Origin of the sequence: Pseudomonas sp. R3-56 (assembly GCF_051132075.1) — a bacterium.
Lineage (GTDB): Bacteria > Pseudomonadota > Gammaproteobacteria > Pseudomonadales > Pseudomonadaceae > Aquipseudomonas.
In genome coordinates, this window is record NZ_CP071657.1 from 4,746,566 (window position 1) to 4,767,944 (window position 21,379).

General features: G+C 61.9%; 19 protein-coding genes. 8 read left to right on the top strand and 11 right to left on the bottom strand.

Features of this window, described 5'->3' with window-relative positions:
• Positions 1 to 23: 23 nt before the first annotated feature.
• A complete protein-coding gene (gene rapA, locus J3P96_RS21600; protein ID WP_434625613.1) occupies positions 24 to 2,870 on the top strand; it encodes an RNA polymerase-associated protein RapA in 2,847 nt (948 codons plus the stop codon).
• A 75-nt stretch (positions 2,871 to 2,945) separates the two neighbouring features.
• Here rapA and J3P96_RS21605 read toward each other — a convergent pair whose 3' ends face one another.
• The 4 genes from J3P96_RS21605 to J3P96_RS21620 all read right to left on the bottom strand — a co-directional run bounded on the left by J3P96_RS21605 (position 2,946) and on the right by J3P96_RS21620 (position 6,857).
• Positions 2,946 to 3,788, bottom strand: a complete 843-nt coding sequence (locus J3P96_RS21605; protein WP_434653447.1) for a cache domain-containing protein — start codon at positions 3,786 to 3,788, stop codon at positions 2,946 to 2,948.
• A 132-nt stretch (positions 3,789 to 3,920) separates the two neighbouring features.
• Positions 3,921 to 4,802 (bottom strand): ATPase, encoded by an 882-nt coding sequence (locus J3P96_RS21610; protein WP_305496287.1) that lies wholly within the window; start codon positions 4,800 to 4,802, stop codon positions 3,921 to 3,923.
• Between the two features lie 107 nt (positions 4,803 to 4,909).
• Positions 4,910 to 5,902, bottom strand: a complete 993-nt coding sequence (locus J3P96_RS21615; RefSeq protein WP_434569553.1) for an NAD-dependent epimerase/dehydratase family protein — start codon at positions 5,900 to 5,902, stop codon at positions 4,910 to 4,912.
• A 55-nt stretch (positions 5,903 to 5,957) separates the two neighbouring features.
• Complete coding sequence (locus J3P96_RS21620; protein WP_434658289.1) at positions 5,958 to 6,857, bottom strand: LysR family transcriptional regulator ArgP; 900 nt, start codon at positions 6,855 to 6,857, stop codon at positions 5,958 to 5,960.
• Positions 6,858 to 6,949: 92 nt separating this feature from the next.
• Here J3P96_RS21620 and J3P96_RS21625 point away from each other — a divergent pair, with 92 nt between their 5' ends.
• The 4 genes from J3P96_RS21625 to J3P96_RS21640 all read left to right on the top strand — a co-directional run bounded on the left by J3P96_RS21625 (position 6,950) and on the right by J3P96_RS21640 (position 12,274).
• Positions 6,950 to 7,552: a LysE/ArgO family amino acid transporter gene (locus tag J3P96_RS21625; RefSeq protein WP_434653449.1), complete on the top strand. Its 603-nt coding sequence runs from the start codon at positions 6,950 to 6,952 to the stop codon at positions 7,550 to 7,552.
• Between the two features lie 174 nt (positions 7,553 to 7,726).
• Entirely contained in the window at positions 7,727 to 8,323 is a 597-nt protein-coding gene (locus tag J3P96_RS21630; RefSeq protein WP_127929573.1) for a superoxide dismutase, read from the top strand.
• A 410-nt stretch (positions 8,324 to 8,733) separates the two neighbouring features.
• Positions 8,734 to 10,785 carry a putative bifunctional diguanylate cyclase/phosphodiesterase gene (locus J3P96_RS21635; protein WP_434569555.1) on the top strand — a complete coding sequence of 684 codons (2,052 nt, stop codon included), beginning with the start codon at positions 8,734 to 8,736 and terminating at the stop codon, positions 10,783 to 10,785.
• Positions 10,786 to 10,930: 145 nt separating this feature from the next.
• The gene (locus J3P96_RS21640) at positions 10,931 to 12,274 is read left to right on the top strand and encodes an imelysin family protein (protein WP_305496291.1); all 1,344 of its coding nucleotides are present in this window, start codon (positions 10,931 to 10,933) and stop codon (positions 12,272 to 12,274) included.
• A gap of 210 nt (positions 12,275 to 12,484) precedes the next feature.
• Here the strand turns inward: J3P96_RS21640 and J3P96_RS21645 are convergent, their stop codons facing one another.
• The 3 genes from J3P96_RS21645 to J3P96_RS21655 all read right to left on the bottom strand — a co-directional run bounded on the left by J3P96_RS21645 (position 12,485) and on the right by J3P96_RS21655 (position 14,632).
• Positions 12,485 to 13,720 (bottom strand): RNA polymerase sigma factor, encoded by a 1,236-nt coding sequence (locus J3P96_RS21645; RefSeq protein ID WP_434653452.1) that lies wholly within the window; start codon positions 13,718 to 13,720, stop codon positions 12,485 to 12,487.
• A gap of 85 nt (positions 13,721 to 13,805) precedes the next feature.
• Positions 13,806 to 14,150, bottom strand: coding sequence for a YciI family protein (locus J3P96_RS21650; RefSeq protein WP_305496293.1), 345 nt, complete (start codon positions 14,148 to 14,150; stop codon positions 13,806 to 13,808).
• A gap of 56 nt (positions 14,151 to 14,206) precedes the next feature.
• Complete coding sequence (locus J3P96_RS21655; protein ID WP_434653454.1) at positions 14,207 to 14,632, bottom strand: YybH family protein; 426 nt, start codon at positions 14,630 to 14,632, stop codon at positions 14,207 to 14,209.
• 140 nt (positions 14,633 to 14,772) lie between these two features.
• On the opposite strand from J3P96_RS21655, the gene J3P96_RS21660 reads away from it, so the two are divergent.
• Positions 14,773 to 15,261, top strand: coding sequence for a GNAT family N-acetyltransferase (locus tag J3P96_RS21660; protein WP_434653456.1), 489 nt, complete (start codon positions 14,773 to 14,775; stop codon positions 15,259 to 15,261).
• Between the two features lie 14 nt (positions 15,262 to 15,275).
• On the opposite strand, the gene J3P96_RS21665 is transcribed toward J3P96_RS21660, so the two are convergent.
• Positions 15,276 to 15,764, bottom strand: a complete 489-nt coding sequence (locus J3P96_RS21665) for a GyrI-like domain-containing protein (RefSeq protein ID WP_434653458.1) — start codon at positions 15,762 to 15,764, stop codon at positions 15,276 to 15,278.
• Between the two features lie 79 nt (positions 15,765 to 15,843).
• Positions 15,844 to 16,506, bottom strand: coding sequence for a LysE family translocator (locus J3P96_RS21670; RefSeq protein WP_305496303.1), 663 nt, complete (start codon positions 16,504 to 16,506; stop codon positions 15,844 to 15,846).
• 208 nt (positions 16,507 to 16,714) lie between these two features.
• Here J3P96_RS21670 and alaC point away from each other — a divergent pair, with 208 nt between their 5' ends.
• On the top strand, positions 16,715 to 17,929 hold the full coding sequence (gene alaC, locus J3P96_RS21675; RefSeq protein WP_305496304.1) for an alanine transaminase: 1,215 nt from the start codon (positions 16,715 to 16,717) through the stop codon (positions 17,927 to 17,929).
• Positions 17,930 to 18,090: 161 nt separating this feature from the next.
• On the opposite strand, the gene J3P96_RS21680 is transcribed toward alaC, so the two are convergent.
• Both J3P96_RS21680 and J3P96_RS21685 read right to left on the bottom strand, forming a co-directional pair.
• Positions 18,091 to 19,443, bottom strand: coding sequence for a GntP family permease (locus J3P96_RS21680; RefSeq protein ID WP_305496305.1), 1,353 nt, complete (start codon positions 19,441 to 19,443; stop codon positions 18,091 to 18,093).
• A gap of 92 nt (positions 19,444 to 19,535) precedes the next feature.
• Entirely contained in the window at positions 19,536 to 20,069 is a 534-nt protein-coding gene (locus J3P96_RS21685) for a gluconokinase (protein WP_434625629.1), read from the bottom strand.
• 216 nt (positions 20,070 to 20,285) lie between these two features.
• Here J3P96_RS21685 and J3P96_RS21690 point away from each other — a divergent pair, with 216 nt between their 5' ends.
• Positions 20,286 to 21,317, top strand: a complete 1,032-nt coding sequence (locus J3P96_RS21690) for a LacI family DNA-binding transcriptional regulator (RefSeq protein WP_434569565.1) — start codon at positions 20,286 to 20,288, stop codon at positions 21,315 to 21,317.
• Positions 21,318 to 21,379 lie beyond the last annotated feature (62 nt).

Sequence of the window (21,379 nt, forward strand, 5' to 3'; positions counted from 1 at the left end):
TTTCACGGCGGGAGTCAGGCAGCATGGCGCAGCAGTATCAACCGGGGCAACGCTGGATCAGTGACAGCGAAGCCGAGCTGGGTTTGGGCACCGTTCTGGCACAGGACGGCCGCTTGTTGACCGTGCTCTACCCGGCCACTGGCGACACTCGCCAGTACGCGCTACGGAATGCGCCCCTCACCCGCGTGCGGTTTTCGCCGGGCGACGTGATCACTCACTTCGAAGGCTGGAAAATGACCGTGCGCGAAGTCGATGACGTCGACGGGCTGCTGGTCTACCACGGCCTCAACGGGCAGAACGAAGTCGTCACGCTGCCGGAAACCCAACTGTCGAACTTCATCCAGTTCCGCCTGGCCAGCGATCGCCTGTTCGCCGGGCAGATCGATCCGCTGGCCTGGTTCTCCCTGCGCTACCACACGCTGGAACACACCAGCCGCCAACTGCAGTCGCCGCTCTGGGGCCTGGGTGGCGTGCGTGCCCAACCGATCGCTCATCAGTTGCATATTGCCCGTGAAGTCGCCGACCGCATTGCGCCACGGGTATTGCTGGCGGACGAAGTGGGCCTGGGCAAGACCATCGAAGCCGGCTTGATCATCCATCGGCAACTGCTTTCCGGCCGCGCCAGTCGCATCCTGATCCTGGTCCCGGAAAACCTGCAGCACCAGTGGCTGGTGGAGATGCGCCGGCGCTTCAACCTGCAGGTCGCGCTGTTCGACGAAGAACGCTTTATCGAAAGTGATGCCAGCAACCCGTTCGAGGACACCCAACTGGCGCTGGTCGCGCTGGAATGGCTGGTAGAGGACGAAAAGGCCCAGGACGCGCTGTTCGCCGCCGGCTGGGACCTGATGGTGGTCGACGAAGCGCACCACCTGGTGTGGCACGAAGACCAGGTCAGCCCGCAATACGCGCTCGTCGAACAGTTGGCCGAGACCATCCCTGGCGTGCTGCTGCTGACCGCCACCCCGGAACAACTGGGCCAGGACAGCCACTTCGCTCGCCTGCGCCTGCTGGACCCGAACCGCTTCCACGATCTGCAGGCCTTCCGTGCCGAAAGCGAGAACTATCGCCCGGTGGCCGAAGCCGTCCAGGAGCTGCTGGACAAGGGACGCTTGTCGCCCGAGGCCCACCAGACCATCCATGGTTTCCTGGGCAATGAAGGCGAAGCGCTGCTGACCGCCGTCAACGATGGCGATATCGAAGCCAGCGCCCGCCTGGTTCGCGAACTGCTGGACCGCCACGGCACCGGCCGCGTGCTGTTCCGTAACACCCGCGCTGCCGTCCAGGGTTTCCCCGAGCGCAAGCTGCACGCCTATCCTCTGCCGTGCCCTGACGAATACCTGGAACTGCCGCTGGGCGAACACGCCGAGCTGTATCCGGAAGTCAGCTTCCAGGCTCAGCCTGAAGCCGGCGAAGAAGAACGCTGGTGGAAATTCGACCCGCGCGTCGAATGGCTGATCGATCAGTTGAAGATGCTCAAGCGCACCAAGGTCCTGGTGATCTGCGCCCACGCCGAAACCGCGATGGACCTGGAAGACGCCCTGCGCGTGCGCTCCGGCATTCCGGCCACGGTGTTCCATGAAGGCATGAACATCCTTGAGCGCGACCGCGCGGCGGCCTACTTTGCCGACGAAGAGTTCGGTGCCCAGGTGCTGATCTGCTCGGAAATCGGCAGTGAGGGTCGCAACTTCCAATTCGCCCATCACCTGGTGCTGTTCGACCTGCCGGCGCACCCGGACCTTTTGGAACAGCGGATCGGTCGTCTGGACCGGATCGGCCAGAAACACACTATCGAGCTGCATGTGCCGTACCTGGAAACCAGCCCGCAGGCGCGGCTGTTCCAGTGGTATCACGAGGCGCTGAATGCTTTCCTCAACACCTGCCCGACCGGCAACGCCTTGCAACATCAGTTCGGCCCGCGCCTGCTGCCGTTGCTGGAAGAAGCCGACGACGGCGAGTGGCAGGCATTGATCGACGAGGCGCGCGCCGAACGCGAACGCCTGGAGGCCGAGCTGCACACCGGTCGCGACCGTCTGCTGGAGCTCAATTCCGGCGGTGCGGGCGAAGGCGACGCTTTGGTGGAGGCCATCCTTGAACAGGATGACCAGTTCGCCCTGCCGATCTACATGGAAACCCTGTTCGACGCCTTCGGTATCGACAGCGAGGACCACTCCGATAACGCACTGATCCTCAAGCCGAGCGAAAAAATGCTCGACGCCAGTTTCCCCCTGGGCGACGACGAAGGCGTGACCATCACCTATGACCGCAACCAGGCGCTGTCTCGTGAAGACATGCAATTCATCACCTGGGAGCACCCGATGGTGCAAGGCGGCATGGACCTGGTGCTGTCCGGCTCCATGGGCAACACCGCCGTGGCGCTGATCAAGAACAAGGCGCTCAAGCCTGGCACCGTGTTGCTGGAACTGCTCTATGTCAGCGAAGTGGTCGCCCCGCGCTCGCTCCAATTGGGCCGCTACCTGCCACCGGCCGCCCTGCGCTGCCTGCTGGATGCCAACGGCAACGACCTGGCGGGCCGGGTGTCGTTCGAAACCCTTAACGACCAGCTCGAAAGCGTGCCCCGCGCCAGCGCCAACAAGTTCATCCAGGCCCAGCGCGACCAGCTCTCGCCACGGATCAACGCCGGCGAAGAGAAGATCGCCCCGCGTCACGCCGAACGCGTGGCCGAGGCGCAACGCCGTCTGGCGGCCGACACCGAAGAGGAACTGGCCCGTTTGACCGCTTTGCAAGCGGTGAACCCTACCGTGCGCGACAGCGAACTGGAGGCTCTGCGCCAGCAGCGTGAGCAAGGGTTGGCGATGCTGGAGAAGGCTGCGTTGCGGCTGGAGGCGATTCGGGTGTTGGTGGCGGGGTGATTCCTACCGCTTTGATCGTGTGTATATCCGTTGCTGCGGTAACGGATATACACCCAAAACCCAGAAACCCATAAATCAAGGACTGTAATACCCCACAGCCACCAACAAATGCCCAGCCTTCTTCAAATAGGCATGCTTGTTCTCGACCTTCCCCGTGACCGGATTCTTCCAGCGATACTCATATTCCCCCGCATCCTGCTTGCCTATCATTGCCAGGATCGGCTCACCCACCGGTTTGCCAGCCGGATCCTTGACCTTGGCAAAATCGGTATTGATCAAACGCAGATTGGTGCCATGACCGACATAACGGCGGGTATCGAGATCAACGACAAAAACGTACAGGTCATCCTGAAGGTAACCGCCCTTGAGGGAATTGATCGCCGTCAGCGTGGCTTTCTCACTCTTCAGCAGGTCCGCCGAAGCCTTGTCCAGTAGCGCCCTGGCCTGTTCGGCAGAAGCCCTTGGCAAGTAATAGCCAACCGCGAGGATATGCTCGCCGACCCGCTGGAAATACACACGCTTGCGCTCGACCTTGCCGTCCGGCCAGTTCTGCCAGCGATACTCGGCCTGCTGGATGCCGCTGGATTCCGGGGTCTTCAACGCATCCTTGAACGCCTTGCGCAGATCCGGCCCCAACACCTCGGACACGTCTCGCCCGATCAGCGCTGACGATGGGCCGCCGCTGGCAAGCATTACTCCCTGGGTGTCGACCACGAACACGTAGCGGTCCTTGTCGACAAATTCGCCTTGGCGGCTGAAGGCGGCGAACGCATAGTCGCCGTAATCGTGATAGTAGGCCAACGCCCTTTCCAACAGCGCCCGAGCCGCCTGGCCGTCATCCGGCGTAGCGGCCTGTGCGTGGTTCAGCCCCAGCGCCAGCATTGCGGCCAGCCAGGCCAGCCTTCGAATAAACCCCATGGGCACGCCCCTCGTTCTTGTTGGTGTTCCAAGAGCGTAGACGGGGTGGGGTGATGTTGGAGTATTCAGGAGATGGTTGCAGGCGAACTGCAATACCTGTGGGAGCGAGCAGACTCGCTCCCACAGGGCCCGTTACTGGGCCCGATTGCTCAGTTGCTGTTGCAGGTACTGGATCTGCGATTGCAGGGTATTGATGTTGCGCGTGACCTGGCCGCGGAAGGCATCGAACTCGGCGTTATTGCCGCCCGAGCGGTTCTCCTGCTGACTCTTGAGCACGATCATGTCCTGCTCCAGGCGCTCGATGGCCGAGTTCGAGGTGGCTCTTTTCAAGGCCGTGATGTCGGCACCGATGCTCTTGAGCTGGGCATCCAGCGCGCCGCCCTCGCCTTGGTTCTTCAAGGTTGCAACCTCGGCCGCCAACGCCTTGACCTGGGCCTGGAGCTGGGTGTTGGCCGCTTGCAACTGGGTGTAGGCGTTCTGCTGCTCGGAATCCTGGGCGATCATCTGGGCCAATTGCTTGTCCAGGTCGGCGGACGGTCCGAACGCGCCTTGCAGCTGCTTGTACTGCTCCATCAACTTGCCGTCGAATTGCCGGCCCTGCTCCTGCAGCTTGCTGTCCAACTGCTTGATCTGCAATTTCAAGGCTTCACTGTCGCTCATCACGTTGGACTGCCCGGCAACCACTTTGCCGGAGATGTCCTGCAGGCGGCCCGCGGCATCCTCACTGATCCGCGCGAAGCTTTCCTGGGTGGCTACCAGTTGCTGCTCCATCAGGGAAATCTGCTGGAAACTCCACCACGCGAGAAACGCCAAGGCGCACAACAAGGCACCGACCAATGCCCACAACGGCCCGGTGCTCGGTGCCTTGACCCTGGCCGCCGCAACAGGCGCCGGACGCGCTTGCACGTGGGGCTGGCGGTTGGTCAGGAAGTCATCGTCATCGGGAATGTCCGCCCGCATCCGCAGGCTCGGTACATCGTCGAAGTCGTCGTTGGCATCGTTACGCGTGGGCATGGGTTCAACCTTTGGGAAATCGGTAGTGACTCGATGCGGCGAGTATAACCCCCTCGCCCACCGCAGCCATTGACCCCGAACCGGGCACTCGGTTCATGACGGGGCGATCAGCGGGCATATTGGACGCGCCACCAGGCGCAAAATTCATCGAGCGCGGCCCACAGGCTGACTTGCGGATCGTAATCGAGATAATGCCGGGCCCGACCGATGTCCAGGGTGAAATTCCTGTTCATCACCTGCATGCCAAGGCGCGACAACGTCGGCTCCGGGCGCCCCGGCCATAATGCGCAGAACCCTTCGTTCATGGCCGCAACGCTGTAGGCCAGCCCGTAGGAGCGGTAACGCCTGACCTGTGGGACTTCCATCTGCCGCATCACATAATTGACTACGTCCCACAACGGAACAGGCGCCCCGTTACTGATGTTGTAAGCCTTGCCCAGGGCCGAACCGGTGGCCAGCAGGCTGCTGAGCAGTGCTTCGTTGAGGTTCTGCATGCTGGTGAAATCGACCTTGTTCAAGCCGTTGCCGATAATCGCCAGTCGTCCCTTGCGCTGCATCTTGAGCAAGCGCGGAAAAATGCTCATGTCACCGGCACCAGTGACGAAGCGCGGCCGCAGCGCCAACACCTCCAGGCCGAACTCCTGGGCGCCGAAGACCTTCTGTTCGGCCAGGTACTTGGTGGCGGCGTAGGGATGCTTGAAACGTTTGGGCACCTGCTCTTCGGTCAGTCCCAAGTGGTCACGGCCATCAAAATAGATCGACGGTGAGGAGAGGTGCACCAATCGCCGGACCTTTTGCTTGAGGCACGCCTCGACGATGTTTTCGGTGAGCTGGACGTTGCCCTGGTGAAAGTCCTGATAGCGCCCCCACAGCCCCACCGAGCCGGCGCAATGCACCACGGCATCGATATCGCGACACAGATCGAGGGCCAGCATCGGCTCGCTGAGGTCGCCCTGGATGAACTCGGCGCCACGCCGCACCAGATGCTCGACGCTTTCGGCCCGGCGGCCATTGACCCGTACATCCAGGCCCTGCTCAAGGGCGAAACGCGCGAAGCGTCCGCCGATGAAGCCGCTTGCGCCGGTGACCAGAATCTTCATGTAGTGCTCCGATTGCTAGGGTTTTGCATACTTCGTCTAATCCTGACGCTGTCAGTCAGGCCAACGGCACCAGCCACTGCCGGGACGCCTGAATCAGTTGCTCGGTCAACAGACCGAGCAAGTGTCCGCCATTGCGCCAATGATGCCAGTACAGCGGCACATCAATCGGCTTGTCAGGCAACAACTCCACCAGCACGCCCCGCGCCAGTTGCTCGCGCACTTGCAGTTCCGGCACCAGTCCCCAGCCAAGCCCCGCTTCAGCGAGACGGATGAAACCTTCGGACGACGGGCACAGATGGTGCTCGAAACCGCCCTCGATACCGAGGGAAGCCAGGTAACGGTGTTGCAGGAAATCATCCGGGCCGAATACCAGGGCCGGCGTGCGAGCCAACTGATCGGCGCGCACCCCGCCGGGGAAGTGCCGGGCGATGAACGCAGGGCTGGCAAGCGCCCGGTAGCGCATCGCCCCCAGCAATACGCTGCGGGCACCGGCCACCGGCCGTTCGCTGGCGCAGACGCAGGCCGCCACTTCCCCGGCGCGCATGCGCTTGAGGCCGACGTTCTGGTCTTCCACCACCAGGTCCAACAAGAGCTGCCGCTCGGCACAGAACGCCCCCACCGCACCGGCCCACCAGGTAGCCAGGCTGTCGGCGTTCAGGGCAATTCGCAGGCGCTCCGGCAACCCGGCCTCATCCAGCGCCGGCACCAGGCTTTGCAGGTCGCGTTCAAGCAAACGAACCTGTTGCACATGGTTGAGCAGGCGTCGGCCGATTTCGGTGGGCACCGGCGGTGTGACGCGCACCAGCACGGGCTGGCCGACACGCGCTTCCAGAAGCTTGATCCGCTGGGAGATGGCCGACTGCGACAGTCCCAACACCTGGGCGGCACGCTCGAATCCGGCCTGCTCGACAATGGCCGCCAGGGCAGACAGCAGTTTGTAATCGAACATCAGAATTCCTAATGAGCAATCAGCAAGATTGGTTTTTCTTATACCGCGCCGGACCGGAGAATGGCCAGCATTGCAAATCCAGCTGGAGAATTGATGCCATGTGGCAAAGTTATGTGAACGGGCTGCTGGTCGCCCTCGGATTGATCATGGCCATTGGCACGCAAAACGCTTTCGTGCTCGCCCAGAGCTTGCGCCGCGAGCACCATTTGCCGGTGGCTGCCTTGTGCATCATCTGCGATGCGTTGCTGGTCGCCGCCGGCGTGTTCGGCCTGGCGACGCTATTGGCGCAAAGCCCGTTGCTGCTTTCAATCGCACGCTGGGGCGGCGCCGCGTTTCTGCTCTGGTACGGTACCCAGGCGCTGCGCCGCGCCTGTTCGAAACAGAGCCTGCAACGCGATGAAAAACAGGCCGCGCGCTCACTGGGAACAGTCCTGCTGAGCGCACTCGCGGTCACGCTGCTCAACCCCCACGTTTATCTCGACACCGTGTTGCTGATCGGCTCCCTCGGCGCCCAGCAGAGCATGCCCGGTGCGTACGTCATGGGGGCGGCCAGTGCCTCGCTGCTGTGGTTTTCGACGCTGGCCATTGGTGCGGCATGGCTGGCTCCCTGGCTGGCCCGACCCGGTACCTGGCGGATACTGGACCTGCTGGTGGCGCTGATGATGTTCACCGTGGCGCTGCAATTGATCGTCTCGGGCTGATATTCCAAACCGCTCTGGAACCTCTATTCCACACAGTTGTTGCGTGGTTATGCCGCACCCCCGGTGCTATGATCCGACTCCTGCGCCGCAAAGAGTACAAACTCCCCGGCGCTAGTCTGGCCGCCCGTGATCGGCCTTGCGCTCACCGCAACTGACCTGATTAGGAGAATCACCATGGCTTTCGAATTGCCGCCGCTGCCCTATCCTCACGATGCACTGCAGCCGCACATCTCCAAAGAAACTCTGGAGTACCACCACGACAAGCACCACAACACCTATGTCGTGAACCTGAACAACCTGGTGCCTGGCACCGAGTTCGAAGGCAAGACCCTGGAAGAAATCGTCAAGACTTCCTCGGGCGGTATCTTCAACAACGCCGCTCAGGTCTGGAACCACACTTTCTACTGGAACTGCCTGGCGCCAAATGCTGGCGGTCAACCAACCGGCGCCCTGGCTGAAGCCATCAACGCAGCCTTCGGTTCGTTCGACAAGTTCAAGGAAGAATTCAGCAAGACTTCCATCGGCACCTTCGGTTCCGGCTGGGGCTGGCTGGTGAAAAAGGCCGACGGCTCCCTGGCCCTGGCCAGCACCATCGGCGCCGGCAACCCGCTGACCAGCGGCGACACTCCGCTGCTGACCTGCGACGTTTGGGAACACGCCTACTACATCGACTACCGCAACGTTCGTCCGAAGTACGTCGAAGCGTTCTGGAACCTGGTCAACTGGAAGTTCGTGGCTGAGCAGTTCGAAGGCAAGACCTTTACTGCGTAAGTTGTGATGCCATGAAAAACGGCGCTTTTTCCGCGAGGGAAGGCGCCTTTTTTTATGGTCTGGACGGTGGGAGCGGGCTTGCTCGCGAAAACGGTCTGACAGACAAGCATTAGTGGACTGGTAAACCGCTTTCGCGAGCAAGCCCGCTCCCACATAAGCTCGCTCCCCCATAGCTTTGCGGGGTGCAAATGACCTCGCGTCTGAAATCCGATAAATAATCCCGCCAGGCCTCAAGTTGCGGCCCTCCTCAACCGAAACAATGGTCGTAGAGCAAAGACTCTGCAAACACCGTATAACGGCCAGGTTTCAGGCGAAAAGCCTTGTGTTGGATTGTCCCTTTGACTGACATCACAGGATTGCCAATACTCATGGCAACTTGACGCTACCCGCACGGAACAAGGAATCCCTCTTTGAAGCTGGAACTCAAGAACAGCTTGTCTGTGAAGTTGCTCCGGGTCGTGCTCCTTTCGGCATTGATCGTTGGCGTGGTCTTGAGCTGCGCCCAGATCGTTTTCGATGCCTACAAAACCAATCGGGCCGTCGCCGACGACGCCCAGCGCATCCTCGATATGTTCCGCGACCCTTCCACCCAGGCGGTCTACAGCCTCGACCGGGAAATGGGTATGCAGGTCATCGAAGGCCTGTTCCAGGATGAGGCCGTGCGCATGGCCTCCATCGGCCACCCCCACGAAACGATGCTCGCCGAGAAGACCCGGCCCCTCCAGCATTCTGAAAGCCGCTGGCTGACCGACCTGATCCTGGGCCAGGAGCGCACCTTCACCACGCAACTGGTGGGACGCGGGCCCTACAGTGAATACTACGGCGACCTGAGCATCACCCTCGACACCGCCACCTACGGCCAGGGTTTCATTGTCAGCTCGGTGATCATTTTCATTTCCGGAATGCTCCGGGCCCTGGCCATGGGGCTGGTGCTGTACCTGGTCTATCACTGGCTGCTGACCAAACCGCTGTCGCGGATTATCCAGCACCTGACCGAAATCAACCCCGATCGCCCCAGCGCGCACAAGATTCCGCAGCTACGAGGCCACGAACAAAACGAACTCGGCCTGTGGATCAACACCGCGAACCAGTTGCTCGAATCCATCGAGCGCAACACACATTTGCGCCACGAAGCGGAAAACAGCCTGCTGCGCATGGCCCAGTACGACTTCCTCACCGGCCTGCCCAATCGCCAGCAGCTGCAACAACAACTGGACAAGATCCTGGTGGACGCCGGGCGCCTGCAACGTCGCGTGGCCGTGTTGTGTGTGGGACTGGACGACTTCAAGGGCATCAACGAGCAGTTCAGCTATCAGACCGGCGACCAGTTGCTGCTGGCCTTGGCCGATCGGCTGCGCGCCCACAGCGGACGCCTCGGCGCCCTGGCGCGGCTGGGCGGCGACCAGTTCGCCCTGGTGCAAGCCGATATCGAGCAGCCTTACGAGGCCGCCGAACTGGCCCAGAGCATCCTCGACGATCTGGAAGCGCCATTCATCCTCGACGACCAGGGGATCCGCCTGCGGGCCACCATCGGTATCACGCTGTTCCCCGAAGACGGCGACAGCACCGAGAAGCTCCTGCAAAAAGCCGAGCAGACCATGACCCTGGCCAAGACGCGCTCGCGCAATCGTTACCAGTTCTATATCGCCAGCGTCGACAGTGAAATGCGCCGTCGGCGTGAACTGGAAAAAGACCTGCGCGAGGCGTTGGCTCGCGACCAGTTCACCCTGGTCTACCAGCCGCAGGTCAGCTACCGCGACCTGCGGGTGGTCGGCACCGAAGCGCTGATCCGCTGGCATCACCCCGAGCACGGCCTCGTGCCGCCCGACCTGTTCATTCCCTTGGCGGAACAGAACGGCACCATCATCGCCATCGGCGAATGGGTGCTGGACCAGGCCTGCAAACAGTTGCGCGAATGGCACGACCAGGGTTTTGTCGACCTGCGCATGGCCGTCAACCTGTCGACGGTGCAACTGCACCACGCCGAACTGCCCCGGGTGGTGAGCAATTTCCTGCAAATGTACCGCTTGCCCCCGCGCAGCCTGGAGCTGGAGGTCACTGAAACCGGCCTGATGGAAGACATCACCACGGCTGCCCAGCATCTGTTGAGCCTGCGCCGTTCCGGCGCGCTGATCGCCATCGACGACTTCGGCACCGGCTATTCGTCCTTGAGTTATCTCAAGAGCCTGCCGCTGGACAAGATCAAGATCGACAAGAGTTTCGTCCAGGACCTGCTCGATGACGAAGACGATGCGACCATCGTTCGCGCCATCATCCAGCTCGGCAAGAGCCTGGGCATGCAGGTGATCGCCGAAGGCGTCGAAACGATCGAGCAGGAAGCCTACATCATTGCCGAGGGCTGCCATGAAGGTCAGGGCTACTACTACAGCAAACCGTTGCCGGCACGGGAGCTGGGTAACTACCTGAAGCAAGCCGAGCGCATCAACGCTTCGATCATCTGACTGTTTCCCCCCTTCTCCGCGGGCTGCCTGCGCTAGAAATATTACCGCCGCAGCTCTTTACATATAATGCAAATCTTTCGCATTATGTCGCAGTTTTGCGCGCCCCCGCGCCTGTCCCATTCATCACCGAAGCAGGATGTTCGCCATGATTCGTATGCCTCTGGCTACCGCCAGTCTGTTGGCCATCGCTATTTCCCTCGCCGGTTGCGGCGAAGGCAAAGACAAGGCGGCCGCGCCGCAAGCGCCAACGCCGGCCGCCAGCACTGCGGCTCCGGCTGCCCCCGCTGCCGCTGGCAAGATCGACGAAGCCGCTGGCAAGGCCGTTGTCGCGCACTACGCCGACATCGTCTACGCCGTCTACAGCGATGCCGAATCCACCGCGAAAACCCTGCAGACCGCCGTCGACGCCTTCCTCGCCAAGCCGAACGCCGATACCCTGAAAGCCGCCAAGGCTGCCTGGGTTGCCGCGCGCGTACCTTACCTGCAGAGCGAAGTGTTCCGCTTCGGCAACACCATCATCGACGACTGGGAAGGCCAAGTGAACGCATGGCCCCTGGACGAAGGCCTGATCGACTACGTCGACAAATCCTACGAGCACGCCCTGGGTAACCCGGGCGCTACTGCCAACATCATCGCCAACACCGAAGTGCAGGTCGGCGAAGACAAGGTCGACGTCAAAGACATCACCCCGGAAAAACTCGCCAGCCTGAACGAGCTGGGTGGTTCCGAGGCCAACGTTGCCACCGGCTACCACGCCATCGAATTCCTGCTGTGGGGCCAGGACCTCAACGGCACCGGCCCGGGTGCCGGCAATCGTCCGGCTTCGGACTACCTGGAAGGCGCCGGCGCCACTGGCGGCCACAACGACCGTCGGCGTGCCTACCTCAAGTCCGTGACCCAGCTGCTGGTGAACGACTTGCAGGAAATGGTCGGCAACTGGAAACCGAACGTCGCCGACAACTACCGCGCCACGCTGGAAGCCGAACCGGCCGAAACCGGTCTGCGCAAGATGCTGTTCGGCATGGGCAGCCTGTCCCTGGGTGAACTGGCGGGCGAGCGCATGAAGGTCTCCCTGGAAGCCAACTCGCCAGAAGACGAACAGGATTGCTTCAGCGACAACACCCACTACTCGCATTTCTACGATGCCAAGGGTGTGCGTAACGTCTACCTGGGCGAATACACCCGCGTCGACGGCACCAAGATGACCGGCGCGAGCCTGTCCTCCCTGGTGGCCAAGGCCGACCCGGCCGCCGACACCACGCTCAAGGCCGAGCTGGCCGACACCGAAGCCAAGATCCAGGTCATGGTCGATCACGCCAACAAGGGTGAGCACTACGACCAGCTGATCGCCGCCGGTAACACCGCGGGCAACCAGATCGTGCGTGACGCCATCGCCGCCCTGGTCAAGCAGACCGGCTCGATCGAACAGGCTGCGGGCAAGCTGGGTATCAGCGACCTGAACCCGGACAACGCTGATCACGAGTTCTGATCAACGCGGGCTGACTGAAAAGGCGACCTTCGGGTCGCCTTTTTTGTCTGTTGCCCGCCAGTTCAGGATGAAGGAGCCCCCCGTGGCGAGGGAGCTTGCTCCCGCTGGGTCGCGAAGCGGCCCCCTGCGGCGTGTCAGTTGAATAAAAGGAGCTGCTGCGCAGCTCAGCGGGAGCAAGCTCCCTCGCCACGGGCATGGGCTCGACTCCCCTCATTGCAAACCGGCAAGCCTGGCTTCAATGAACCGCCGCTCCGGCAGTTGCTGCGTCAATTCAAGCGCCCGTCGATAGGCGGCCCTCGCCTCCTCCACTCGCCCCAACTGCCGGCAGAACTCAGCCCGCGCCGAATGGGCCAGGTGATAGTCAAGCAGCTCGCCCCTGCCGAGTATCCCGTCAACCAGGCGTAGCCCCTCCTGCGGCCCATCGCGCTTGGCCAGGGCGGCCGCGCGGTTGAGTTCGATCACTGGCGACGGCACGGCCCGCAACAGCACATCGTAGAGGCCGACGATCTGCGGCCAATCGGTCTCCCGGGCGCTCGGCGCTTCCGCGTGCACCGCAGCAATCGCGGCTTGCAGGCAATACGGTCCGAACCGCCGGGTGTTGAGCGCGGCCTCGACCATCGCGCAACCTTCGGCAATCATTGCCGGGTCCCATAGCGACCGGTCCTGCTCATCGAGCAAGACCAGATCGCCGGCCATCGACATTCGCGCAGGCCGCCGCGACTCGTGCAGCAGCATCAGCGCCAGCAAGCCCATCACTTCAGCTTCGGGCAGCAACTCCAGCAGCAGGCGTGCGAGGCGTATGGCTTCACGGGTCAGGTCATCGCGGGTCAACTCGGCCCCCATCGAGGCTGAATAGCCCTCGTTGAACACCAGGTAGATCACCCGCAGCACGCTGTCGAGTCGTTCAGGCAGCTCCGTGCGGGACGGCACCTGATAGGGAATCTTCGCATCACGAATCTTCGCCTTGGCCCGCACGATGCGCTGGGCGATGGCTGCCGGCGCGGCAAGAAACGCACGAGCAATTTCCTCGGTGGTCAGGTCGCAGACTTCCCGCAGCGTCAACGGTACCTGGGCATCAGCGGCCAGAGCCGGGTGGCAACAGGTGAAAATCAGCCGCAGGCGGTCGTCTTCCACGTCCTCGTCACTCCACTCGGCCTGTTCAAGCGCTTCGAGTTGCGCGATCAGCATCGGCTGGGACGCCGCGAAGCGCGCCCGCCGACGCAGGCTGTCAATCGCCTTGAAACGCCCGGCCGACACCAGCCAGGCCCGGGGATTGTCCGGCACGCCGTCGCGCTGCCAGCGCTCGACCGCGACGAAGAACGCCTCGTGCAAGGCTTCCTCGGCGAGATCGAAATCTCCCAGCAGGCGAATCAGCGTCGCCAGGATTCGCCGCGAATCCTGGCGATAAACCTGCTCGACCCGCGCCTTGACCGCTTCGGCCGACATCAGCCGGGAAGGCCTTGGGTGATCGGACTGATGGACAACAAAGCAGGTTCACGGCTCATGGAAATCATCCCGTTGTGATTGTCGTTCAGGGATTCAGCTGGCGTACCGGCCGGACTTCGACGCAGCCGACCCGGGCCGCCGGGATGTGCCCGGCGACCTGGATGGCTTCGTTCAAGTCCTTGGCGTCGATCAGGTAGAAGCCCGCCAGTTGCTCCTTGGTTTCGGCGAACGGGCCGTCGGTAATCGACAGTTTGCCGCCGCGCATACGCACCGTGGTGGCGGTCTGCACCGACTCCAGGGCTTCAGCGGCGAGCATGCGGCCGCTGCCCTGGACCGATTCGGCGTAAGCCATGCATTCGGCGTCCTGCGGGCTCTCGGGCGAGTCGTGCAGGACCTGTTCATTGCTGTACACCAGGCATAGATACTTCATGGAAAGCTCCGCAATCGGACGGGTCGACAAGGAAGACAGAACGAAACCGTAGCCGATCAGGGCTGCAAGTCGAATATCGCCGTACCCGCCATCGGGTCGAATGGCGCCGACCAATGTTCATGGACGATCTTCCACGCGCCGGCCGTACGCTTGTAGCAAGCTGTCACACGCATCCAGCATGCCTGCTCTTCGCCTTTGTCGTTGGTGCCGCCGCAATAGGCCAGCCAATGGGCGAAGGCGATGTTCTCGGCCGGCGTGATCTGGACCTGATGGAAATCGAACTTGTGCGGGCCAGGGCACATTTCCATGCAGGCTTCCCAATGCGCGCGGTAGGCGGCCTTGCCTTTGAATTGCAGAGCCTGGATGGCATCGAACGAGACGATATCGTCGTCATAGAGCGCCATGACTTTTTCCACATCCTTGGCCATGACGGCCTGGCGATAGGTGTCGATCAACGCTTGGATTTCGGTTTCGGTATTCATGGTGGTTCTCCGCAGTTTTTTGTTAGAGACAGCCTTAGTCGTCTGGAGAAACAGTGAATCGACAGCCAAACAAAAATAATCCAAAGAAAAAATTTCGCTAGAATCCAGGCCTCATTCTGTCGGCAACAATGGACGTTTTCGTGACTGCTCAGCTCGTACCCTATGAAGACCTGACCGCGCTGCAACGGCAACAGGTCGAAGCCATCGAAATCCACCCCGAACAGATCAGGTTTTCCGGCGATATCCATGGTGCGCTGCATACGCTGCTGTCCAGGCCCGCCCATGGGGTAAAGGGTTTTGCGCTGCTGGCCGACGAAGTGCCCGTCGCGTTCCTGCTGCTCAAGCGGCCACCCGTACTGCCCGCCTGGGCCAACGAACACAGCGCCACCCTGCACGCCTTGCAGGTAGACCGCCGGGCTCAAGGCAAAGGCTACGGCAAGGCCTGCCTGCAAGCGCTACCCACCGTCGCCCGAGCGGCATGGCCAGAGATAAAGGGGCTTGAGCTTTCGGTGGATGCAGACAACGACGCGGCCATCAGCCTGTACACCCGCCTGGGCTGGGTCGACAGCGGCGAGGCCTACAAGGGCCGAATCGGTTATGAACGGCGGATGGGGTTGGTGTTTGAATAACAGGCTCGCGACGATCAACTCGGCTTGAGGGGTATCCAGATCTCCAGGCTGCCTTCCCCCGTCCGCGGGTTGAAGTCTTCGCTGTAGCGCTCGAACTCAGGCTCATCAGCTGCCTGGTGGCCGGACTGCGGCAACCATTCCTTCCAGATGTAGTGGAAGGTGTCCGGCAGGTTCTTCAATGGCCCTTTGTGCTCGAATACGGCGTAGGGCCCAGGCTGGATTTCGATCCAGCGGTATTGTTCCGGAAGGTCGTCAAGCCGGCTGATTTCCACGCCGGCAATGTATTCAAAGCCGCCTGTACCGTCCGGGTTGCAACACACGCCGTAGGTCACTTCGTCTTTCTGCCCCGGCACTTTGCCAAGCCAGGGCAAGAACTTTTCCCAGAGCAGCGGGATGTCCTGGGCGGTGTCCTGGGCAAAACGCGCGCCGAAACCGGCGATGAGCTGAAAGCGTCCTTGCTCGAAGCGCGGCTCGGATGCATTAACGCGTTTTTGCGATTCCATTGCTTCGACACTCCGGAAAACTTGAAGTCGGGTTTGGCAGTATAGAACCCAAACGGTGATTGCCAGGCCGTTTCGCTTGTCAGAGTCCAGGCGGGACAGCCGAGGCGGTTGTTCCGACAAACTCGTTGTAGCCAGAAACGATCACGTAGACGGCGAAATAGCAGAAAATCGCCGCCGATGCCCAATAGGAATAACGCAGCAATTTATCCCCCAGCAATTTTCCGCCCTGGGTTGCCGCCAGGCACAGGCCGGCGCTCCAGAGCAGCCCGGCGCAGAGGAATCCGCTCAGAAACAGCGCCGAGCTGACTACCGTGCCACCCCCTGAGCGGGCAATGAGCGTACCCCCCACCGCCGCAAACCAGAGGATGGCGCTGGGGGATGACATCGCCAGGAAAATCCCGCGAAAAAACTCCTGCCGAGACGAGTTGCCCCGGACCTCGCCGGCCTCGGCCAGCACCGCACTGTGAAAGATCGCCGAATGAACCATCTTCGCGGCGAAATACAGCAACAGCACCGAACCGCCGATCCACAGCACCCACCGCACCGTTTCGTATTGCAGCAGGACAGTCATCCCGGCCAGCGCCAAGACCGCATAGACCAGGTCGCCTACGCAGGTGCCCAGGCCCAGGGCAAAGCCCTGGAAATAGCCGCGCTGCATCGCCAGGGTGATCATCGCGATATTGGCCACGCCGATGTCCAGGCACAAGGAAAGGCTCAGCAGGAAGCCGCTGGAAAATTCCATTATTCATTCCATCACAATTGGGTAAGACAGGTTCGACAAGCCGCTACGGCCACCGCGGGTGGCGCAGCCAGGGCGACAGTGTCGTCGAAAATAGTTCGACGCGGCTACTGGACAATCCGCCATTGGCCCGATTATCTTGCGCCGCAGGCCAACGCATTGGCCGACGTCGCTCGGACGGTTCCGGGCGCTCACGTATCTCGAGGCAACAATGGCCGAACAAGGTTCGCCGCGCCGCTTTGCGCGCATCGATCGACTCCCCCCGTACGTATTCAATATCACTGCCGAGCTGAAGATGGCTGCGCGTCGGCGCGGCGAAGACATCATCGACTTGAGCATGGGTAACCCCGACGGCGCCACGCCCCCGCATATTGTCGAGAAGCTGGTCACCGTCGCCCAGCGCGAAGATACCCACGGCTACTCCACTTCCAAAGGCATCCCACGCCTGCGCCGAGCCATTTCGCGCTGGTACAAGGACCGCTACGAAGTGGACATCGACCCGGAAAGCGAAGCCATTGTCACCATTGGTTCCAAGGAAGGCCTGGCACACCTGATGCTGGCCACCCTGGACCAGGGCGACACGGTGCTGGTGCCCAACCCCAGCTATCCGATCCACATCTACGGCGCGGTGATCGCCGGCGCCCAGGTGCGTTCGGTGCCGCTGGTGCCCGGCGTGGATTTCTTCGATGAACTGGAGCGGGCCATTCGCGGTTCGATTCCCAAGCCGAAGATGATGATCCTCGGTTTCCCGTCCAACCCCACCGCGCAATGCGTGGAGCTCGACTTCTTCGAGCGGGTCATCGCCCTCGCCAAACAATACGACGTACTGGTCATCCACGACCTGGCCTACGCCGACATCGTCTATGACGGCTGGAAAGCCCCGTCGATCATGCAGGTGCCGGGCGCGAAAGACATTGCGGTAGAGTTCTTCACCCTGTCCAAGAGCTACAACATGGCCGGCTGGCGCATCGGTTTCATGGTGGGTAACCCGGAACTGGTCAGCGCCCTGGCGCGGATCAAGAGTTACCACGACTACGGCACCTTCACCCCGCTGCAAGTGGCCGCCATCGCCGCCCTCGAAGGCGACCAGCAATGCGTGCGCGACATCGCCGAGCAGTACCGCCAGCGCCGCAACGTACTGGTCAAGGGCCTGCATGAACTGGGCTGGATGGTGGAGAATCCCAAGGCATCGATGTATGTCTGGGCGAAGATTCCCGAGGCCTATGCGCACCTGGGCTCACTGGAGTTTGCCAAGAAGCTCCTGGCCGAAGCCAAGGTCTGCGTCTCGCCGGGGGTGGGGTTCGGGGAATATGGGGACGATCATGTGCGCTTTGCGCTGATCGAGAACCAGGACCGGATTCGCCAGGCGGTACGCGGGATCCGCGGAATGTTCCGGGCGGATGGGTTGGCTGGCAAACAAGCCTGACAGCCAACCACAATTTTATGTGGCGAGGGAGCTTGCTCCCGCTCGACTGCGAAGCAGTCGCAAACCGGTCGCCTCACTCTATGAATCGGAGTTGACTGGATTGGGGCCGCTTCGCGGCCCAGCGGGAGCAAGCTCCCTCGCCACAGTAAGTCCAGGATGTCTTAGATCACCAGCGACAACAGCAGGATAAAGATCAGCCCCACCACCGACAGGATGGTTTCCATCGCGGTCCAGGTCTTGAAGGTCTCGGCCACGGTCATGTTGAAGTACTGCTTGACCAGCCAGAAGCCCGCATCGTTGACGTGAGACAGGATCAGCGAGCCGGCGCCGGTCGCCAGTACCAGCAGCTCACGGTTCACCCCTGGCATCATCCCCACCACTGGTACCACGATCCCGGCACCGGTAATGGTCGCCACGGTCGCCGAACCGGTCGCAATCCGGATCACCGCCGCCACCAGCCAGGCCAGCAGGATCGGCGAAATCTGCGCGCTCACGGCCATGTGGCCGATCACGTCACCTACGCCGCTGGTCACCAGCATCTGCTTGAAGCCACCGCCGGCACCGATGATCAGGATGATCGCCGCCGTCGGCGCAAGGCTCGCGTCCAGCCACTTCAGCATCTGGCTGGAACCGATGCCCTGCTTGTAGCCGAAGGTGTACAGCGACAGCAGCAACGCCAGCAGCAAAGCCGAGATCGGGTGGCCAATCATGTCCATCCAGACACGGAACAGGTTGCCGTCCGGCAGCGCCACATCCGCGAAGGTCTTGAGCAGCATCAGGAATACCGGCGACAGCACAGTGATCAGGGTGATGCTGAAGCTTGGCAGTTCGGCGGCGTTCGTCTCGCGGGCCAGTTGGTCCACCAGCTCCTGATTCGGATGACCGGGGATGTGCTTGGCGATGAACGTACCGAAGATCGGTCCGGCAATGATGGCGGTCGGCAGCGCTACGATCAGGCCGTAGAGAATGGTCTTGCCGATGTCAGCGCCAAAGATGCCGATCGCCAGCAGCGGACCCGGGTGCGGTGGCACCAGGCCGTGGACGGCGGAAAGACCGGCCAGCAGCGGGATACCGATCTTGATGATCGACACGCCGGTGCGGCGCGCGACGATGAACACCAGCGGGATCAGCAGCACGAAGCCGATTTCGAAGAACAGCGGGATGCCCACCAGGAACGCGGCAAACATCATGGCCCACTGCACCTTCTCCTTGCCGAAGGCACGGATCAGGGTCTGGGCGATCTGATCGGCGCCGCCCGACTCGGCCATCATTTTGCCGAGCATCGTGCCCAGCGCCAGGATGATGCCGACAAAACCGAGCACGCCACCAAAGCCGTCCTGGAACGCCTTGATGATGGTGCCGGTCGGCATGCCCGACGTCAGGCCGAGAAACGCGGCGGCGATGGTCAGTGCAATGAACGGGTGGAATTTGAACTTGGTGATGAGGACGATGAGTCCGATCACCGTAACCACTGCATCTAGCAGCAGGAACGTCTCGTGGGACATGCCGAACATGGGAGGTGTCTCCTGATTTGTTGTTGTTATTGAAGCAGTTATTTTCAAGCCGTCGGGACAGCGCTATCTTTCTGACGCAAATTGTTCACGCTTCAGCTCGCGAGCTTCAGGCCGTGGGCCAGCCACCAGACGTAAGCCTGGCGGGCCAGTTCATCAACGCTGTGGCTGGACGCATCCAGAGCCAGGGTCAGGGGCTCGCCGACAGGAGATTCAAGGGTGGCAAACTGGCTGTCGATCAGGGTCGACGGCATGAAATGGCCCGGGCGATGGGACACGCGATCAGCGGCCACTTCCGGGGTCAGTTCAAGAAATACGAAGCCCAGGCCCGGCAAGGCGCTGCGCAGGCGCTCGCGATAACTGTGCTTGAGGGCCGAGCAGGTCAGCACCGGGCGCGCGCCCACGGCGTCGACACGGCGCAACTCGTCGCACAGGCTGTCGAGCCAGCCGGCACGGTCGTCGTCGTTCAGGGGGATACCGGCGCTCATCTTCTGGATGTTGGCCGCAGGGTGGAAAGTGTCGCCTTCGATGGCGGTGGCGCCGCTCAGTTGGCACAGGGCCTGGCTGACGCAGGTTTTGCCGCAACCGGCAACGCCCATGATGACCAGGGCGGTGATTGGATTATTCATGTAACACCTCAGCGCGCAGACAGCGCTACCTTTGCCAGTTATGACACCGCAGCAAAAGCAGAAGTTGCCGACGCCTTCTTGTCATTTTTGTGGTTGCAGCATGTACGTCCACGACGCCAGCGGACAGGGGATCAGGCAAACCCTGCTCACGCATTTGCAGCCGCGCCGAGACAGCGCTACCTTAGTGCCTTGATTTTTGTTTGGCAAGCCGCCCTGATGACCGCCCCTAAAAACGATAAGAATACTCGCACCACCGGTCGCCCCACGCTCAACGAAGTCGCACGCCTGGCCGGGGTCAGCCCGATCACCGCCTCCCGTGCGCTACGCGGCGTCAGCACCGTGGCCGTCGAACTGGTGGACAAGGTCCGCCAGGCCGCCCTGGAACTCAACTACGTCGTCAACCCCGCCGCCCGCGCCCTGGCTTCGGCCCAGAGCCATTCGGTGGTGGTGCTGGTGCCATCGTTGTCGAACCTGTTGTTCATCGACACTCTCGAAGCCATTCATCGCGTGCTGCGGCCCAAGGGCTTCGAAGTGGTGATCGGCAATTATCATTATTCCCGGGATGAAGAAGAGGACCTGCTGCGCAACTACATGGCCTATCAGCCGCGAGGATTGTTGCTCACCGGGTTCGACCGCACCGAAAGCGCTCGACGGATGATCGAGGCCAGCAACATTCCCTGCGTGTACATGATGGAACTGGACCCGGGCGCCGGCCTCAATTGTGTGGGCTTCTCCCAGCTCAAGGCCGGCGAAACCGCTGCCGAACACCTGGTTTCCCGAGGCCGCAAGCGCCTGGCCTACATCGGCGCGCAACTGGACCAGCGCACGCTGTTGCGCGGCGAAGGATTCCGGCGCGCATTGCAGGAAGCCGGGCTCTACGACCCGGACCTGGAAATACTCACGCCGCGTCCGTCATCGGTGGGCCTGGGCGGCGAGTTGTTCCTGCAGTTGCTCGCCAGCCATCCGGACGTCGATGCGATCTTCTTCGGCAACGACGACCTGGCCCACGGCGCGCTGCTCGAAGCGTTGCGCAGCGGTATCAGGATCCCCGAGCAGGTTTCGATCCTCGGTTTCAACGACCTGCCCGCCTCGGCCCACATGGTGCCGCGCTTGAGCAGCATCAGCACCCCACGGGAAGCCATCGGCCGCCGTGCCGCTGAACAGATGCTCACCTTGATGGCTGGCAACCGCATCGCCCAGCCGGTGGTGGACCTGGGCTTCGAACTCAAGGTCCGCGAAAGCACCTGAGTGGCCCGGCAGGATGCGGCCGAGCCATGCCGACGAACCATGCCGACGAACGGCAAGGATTG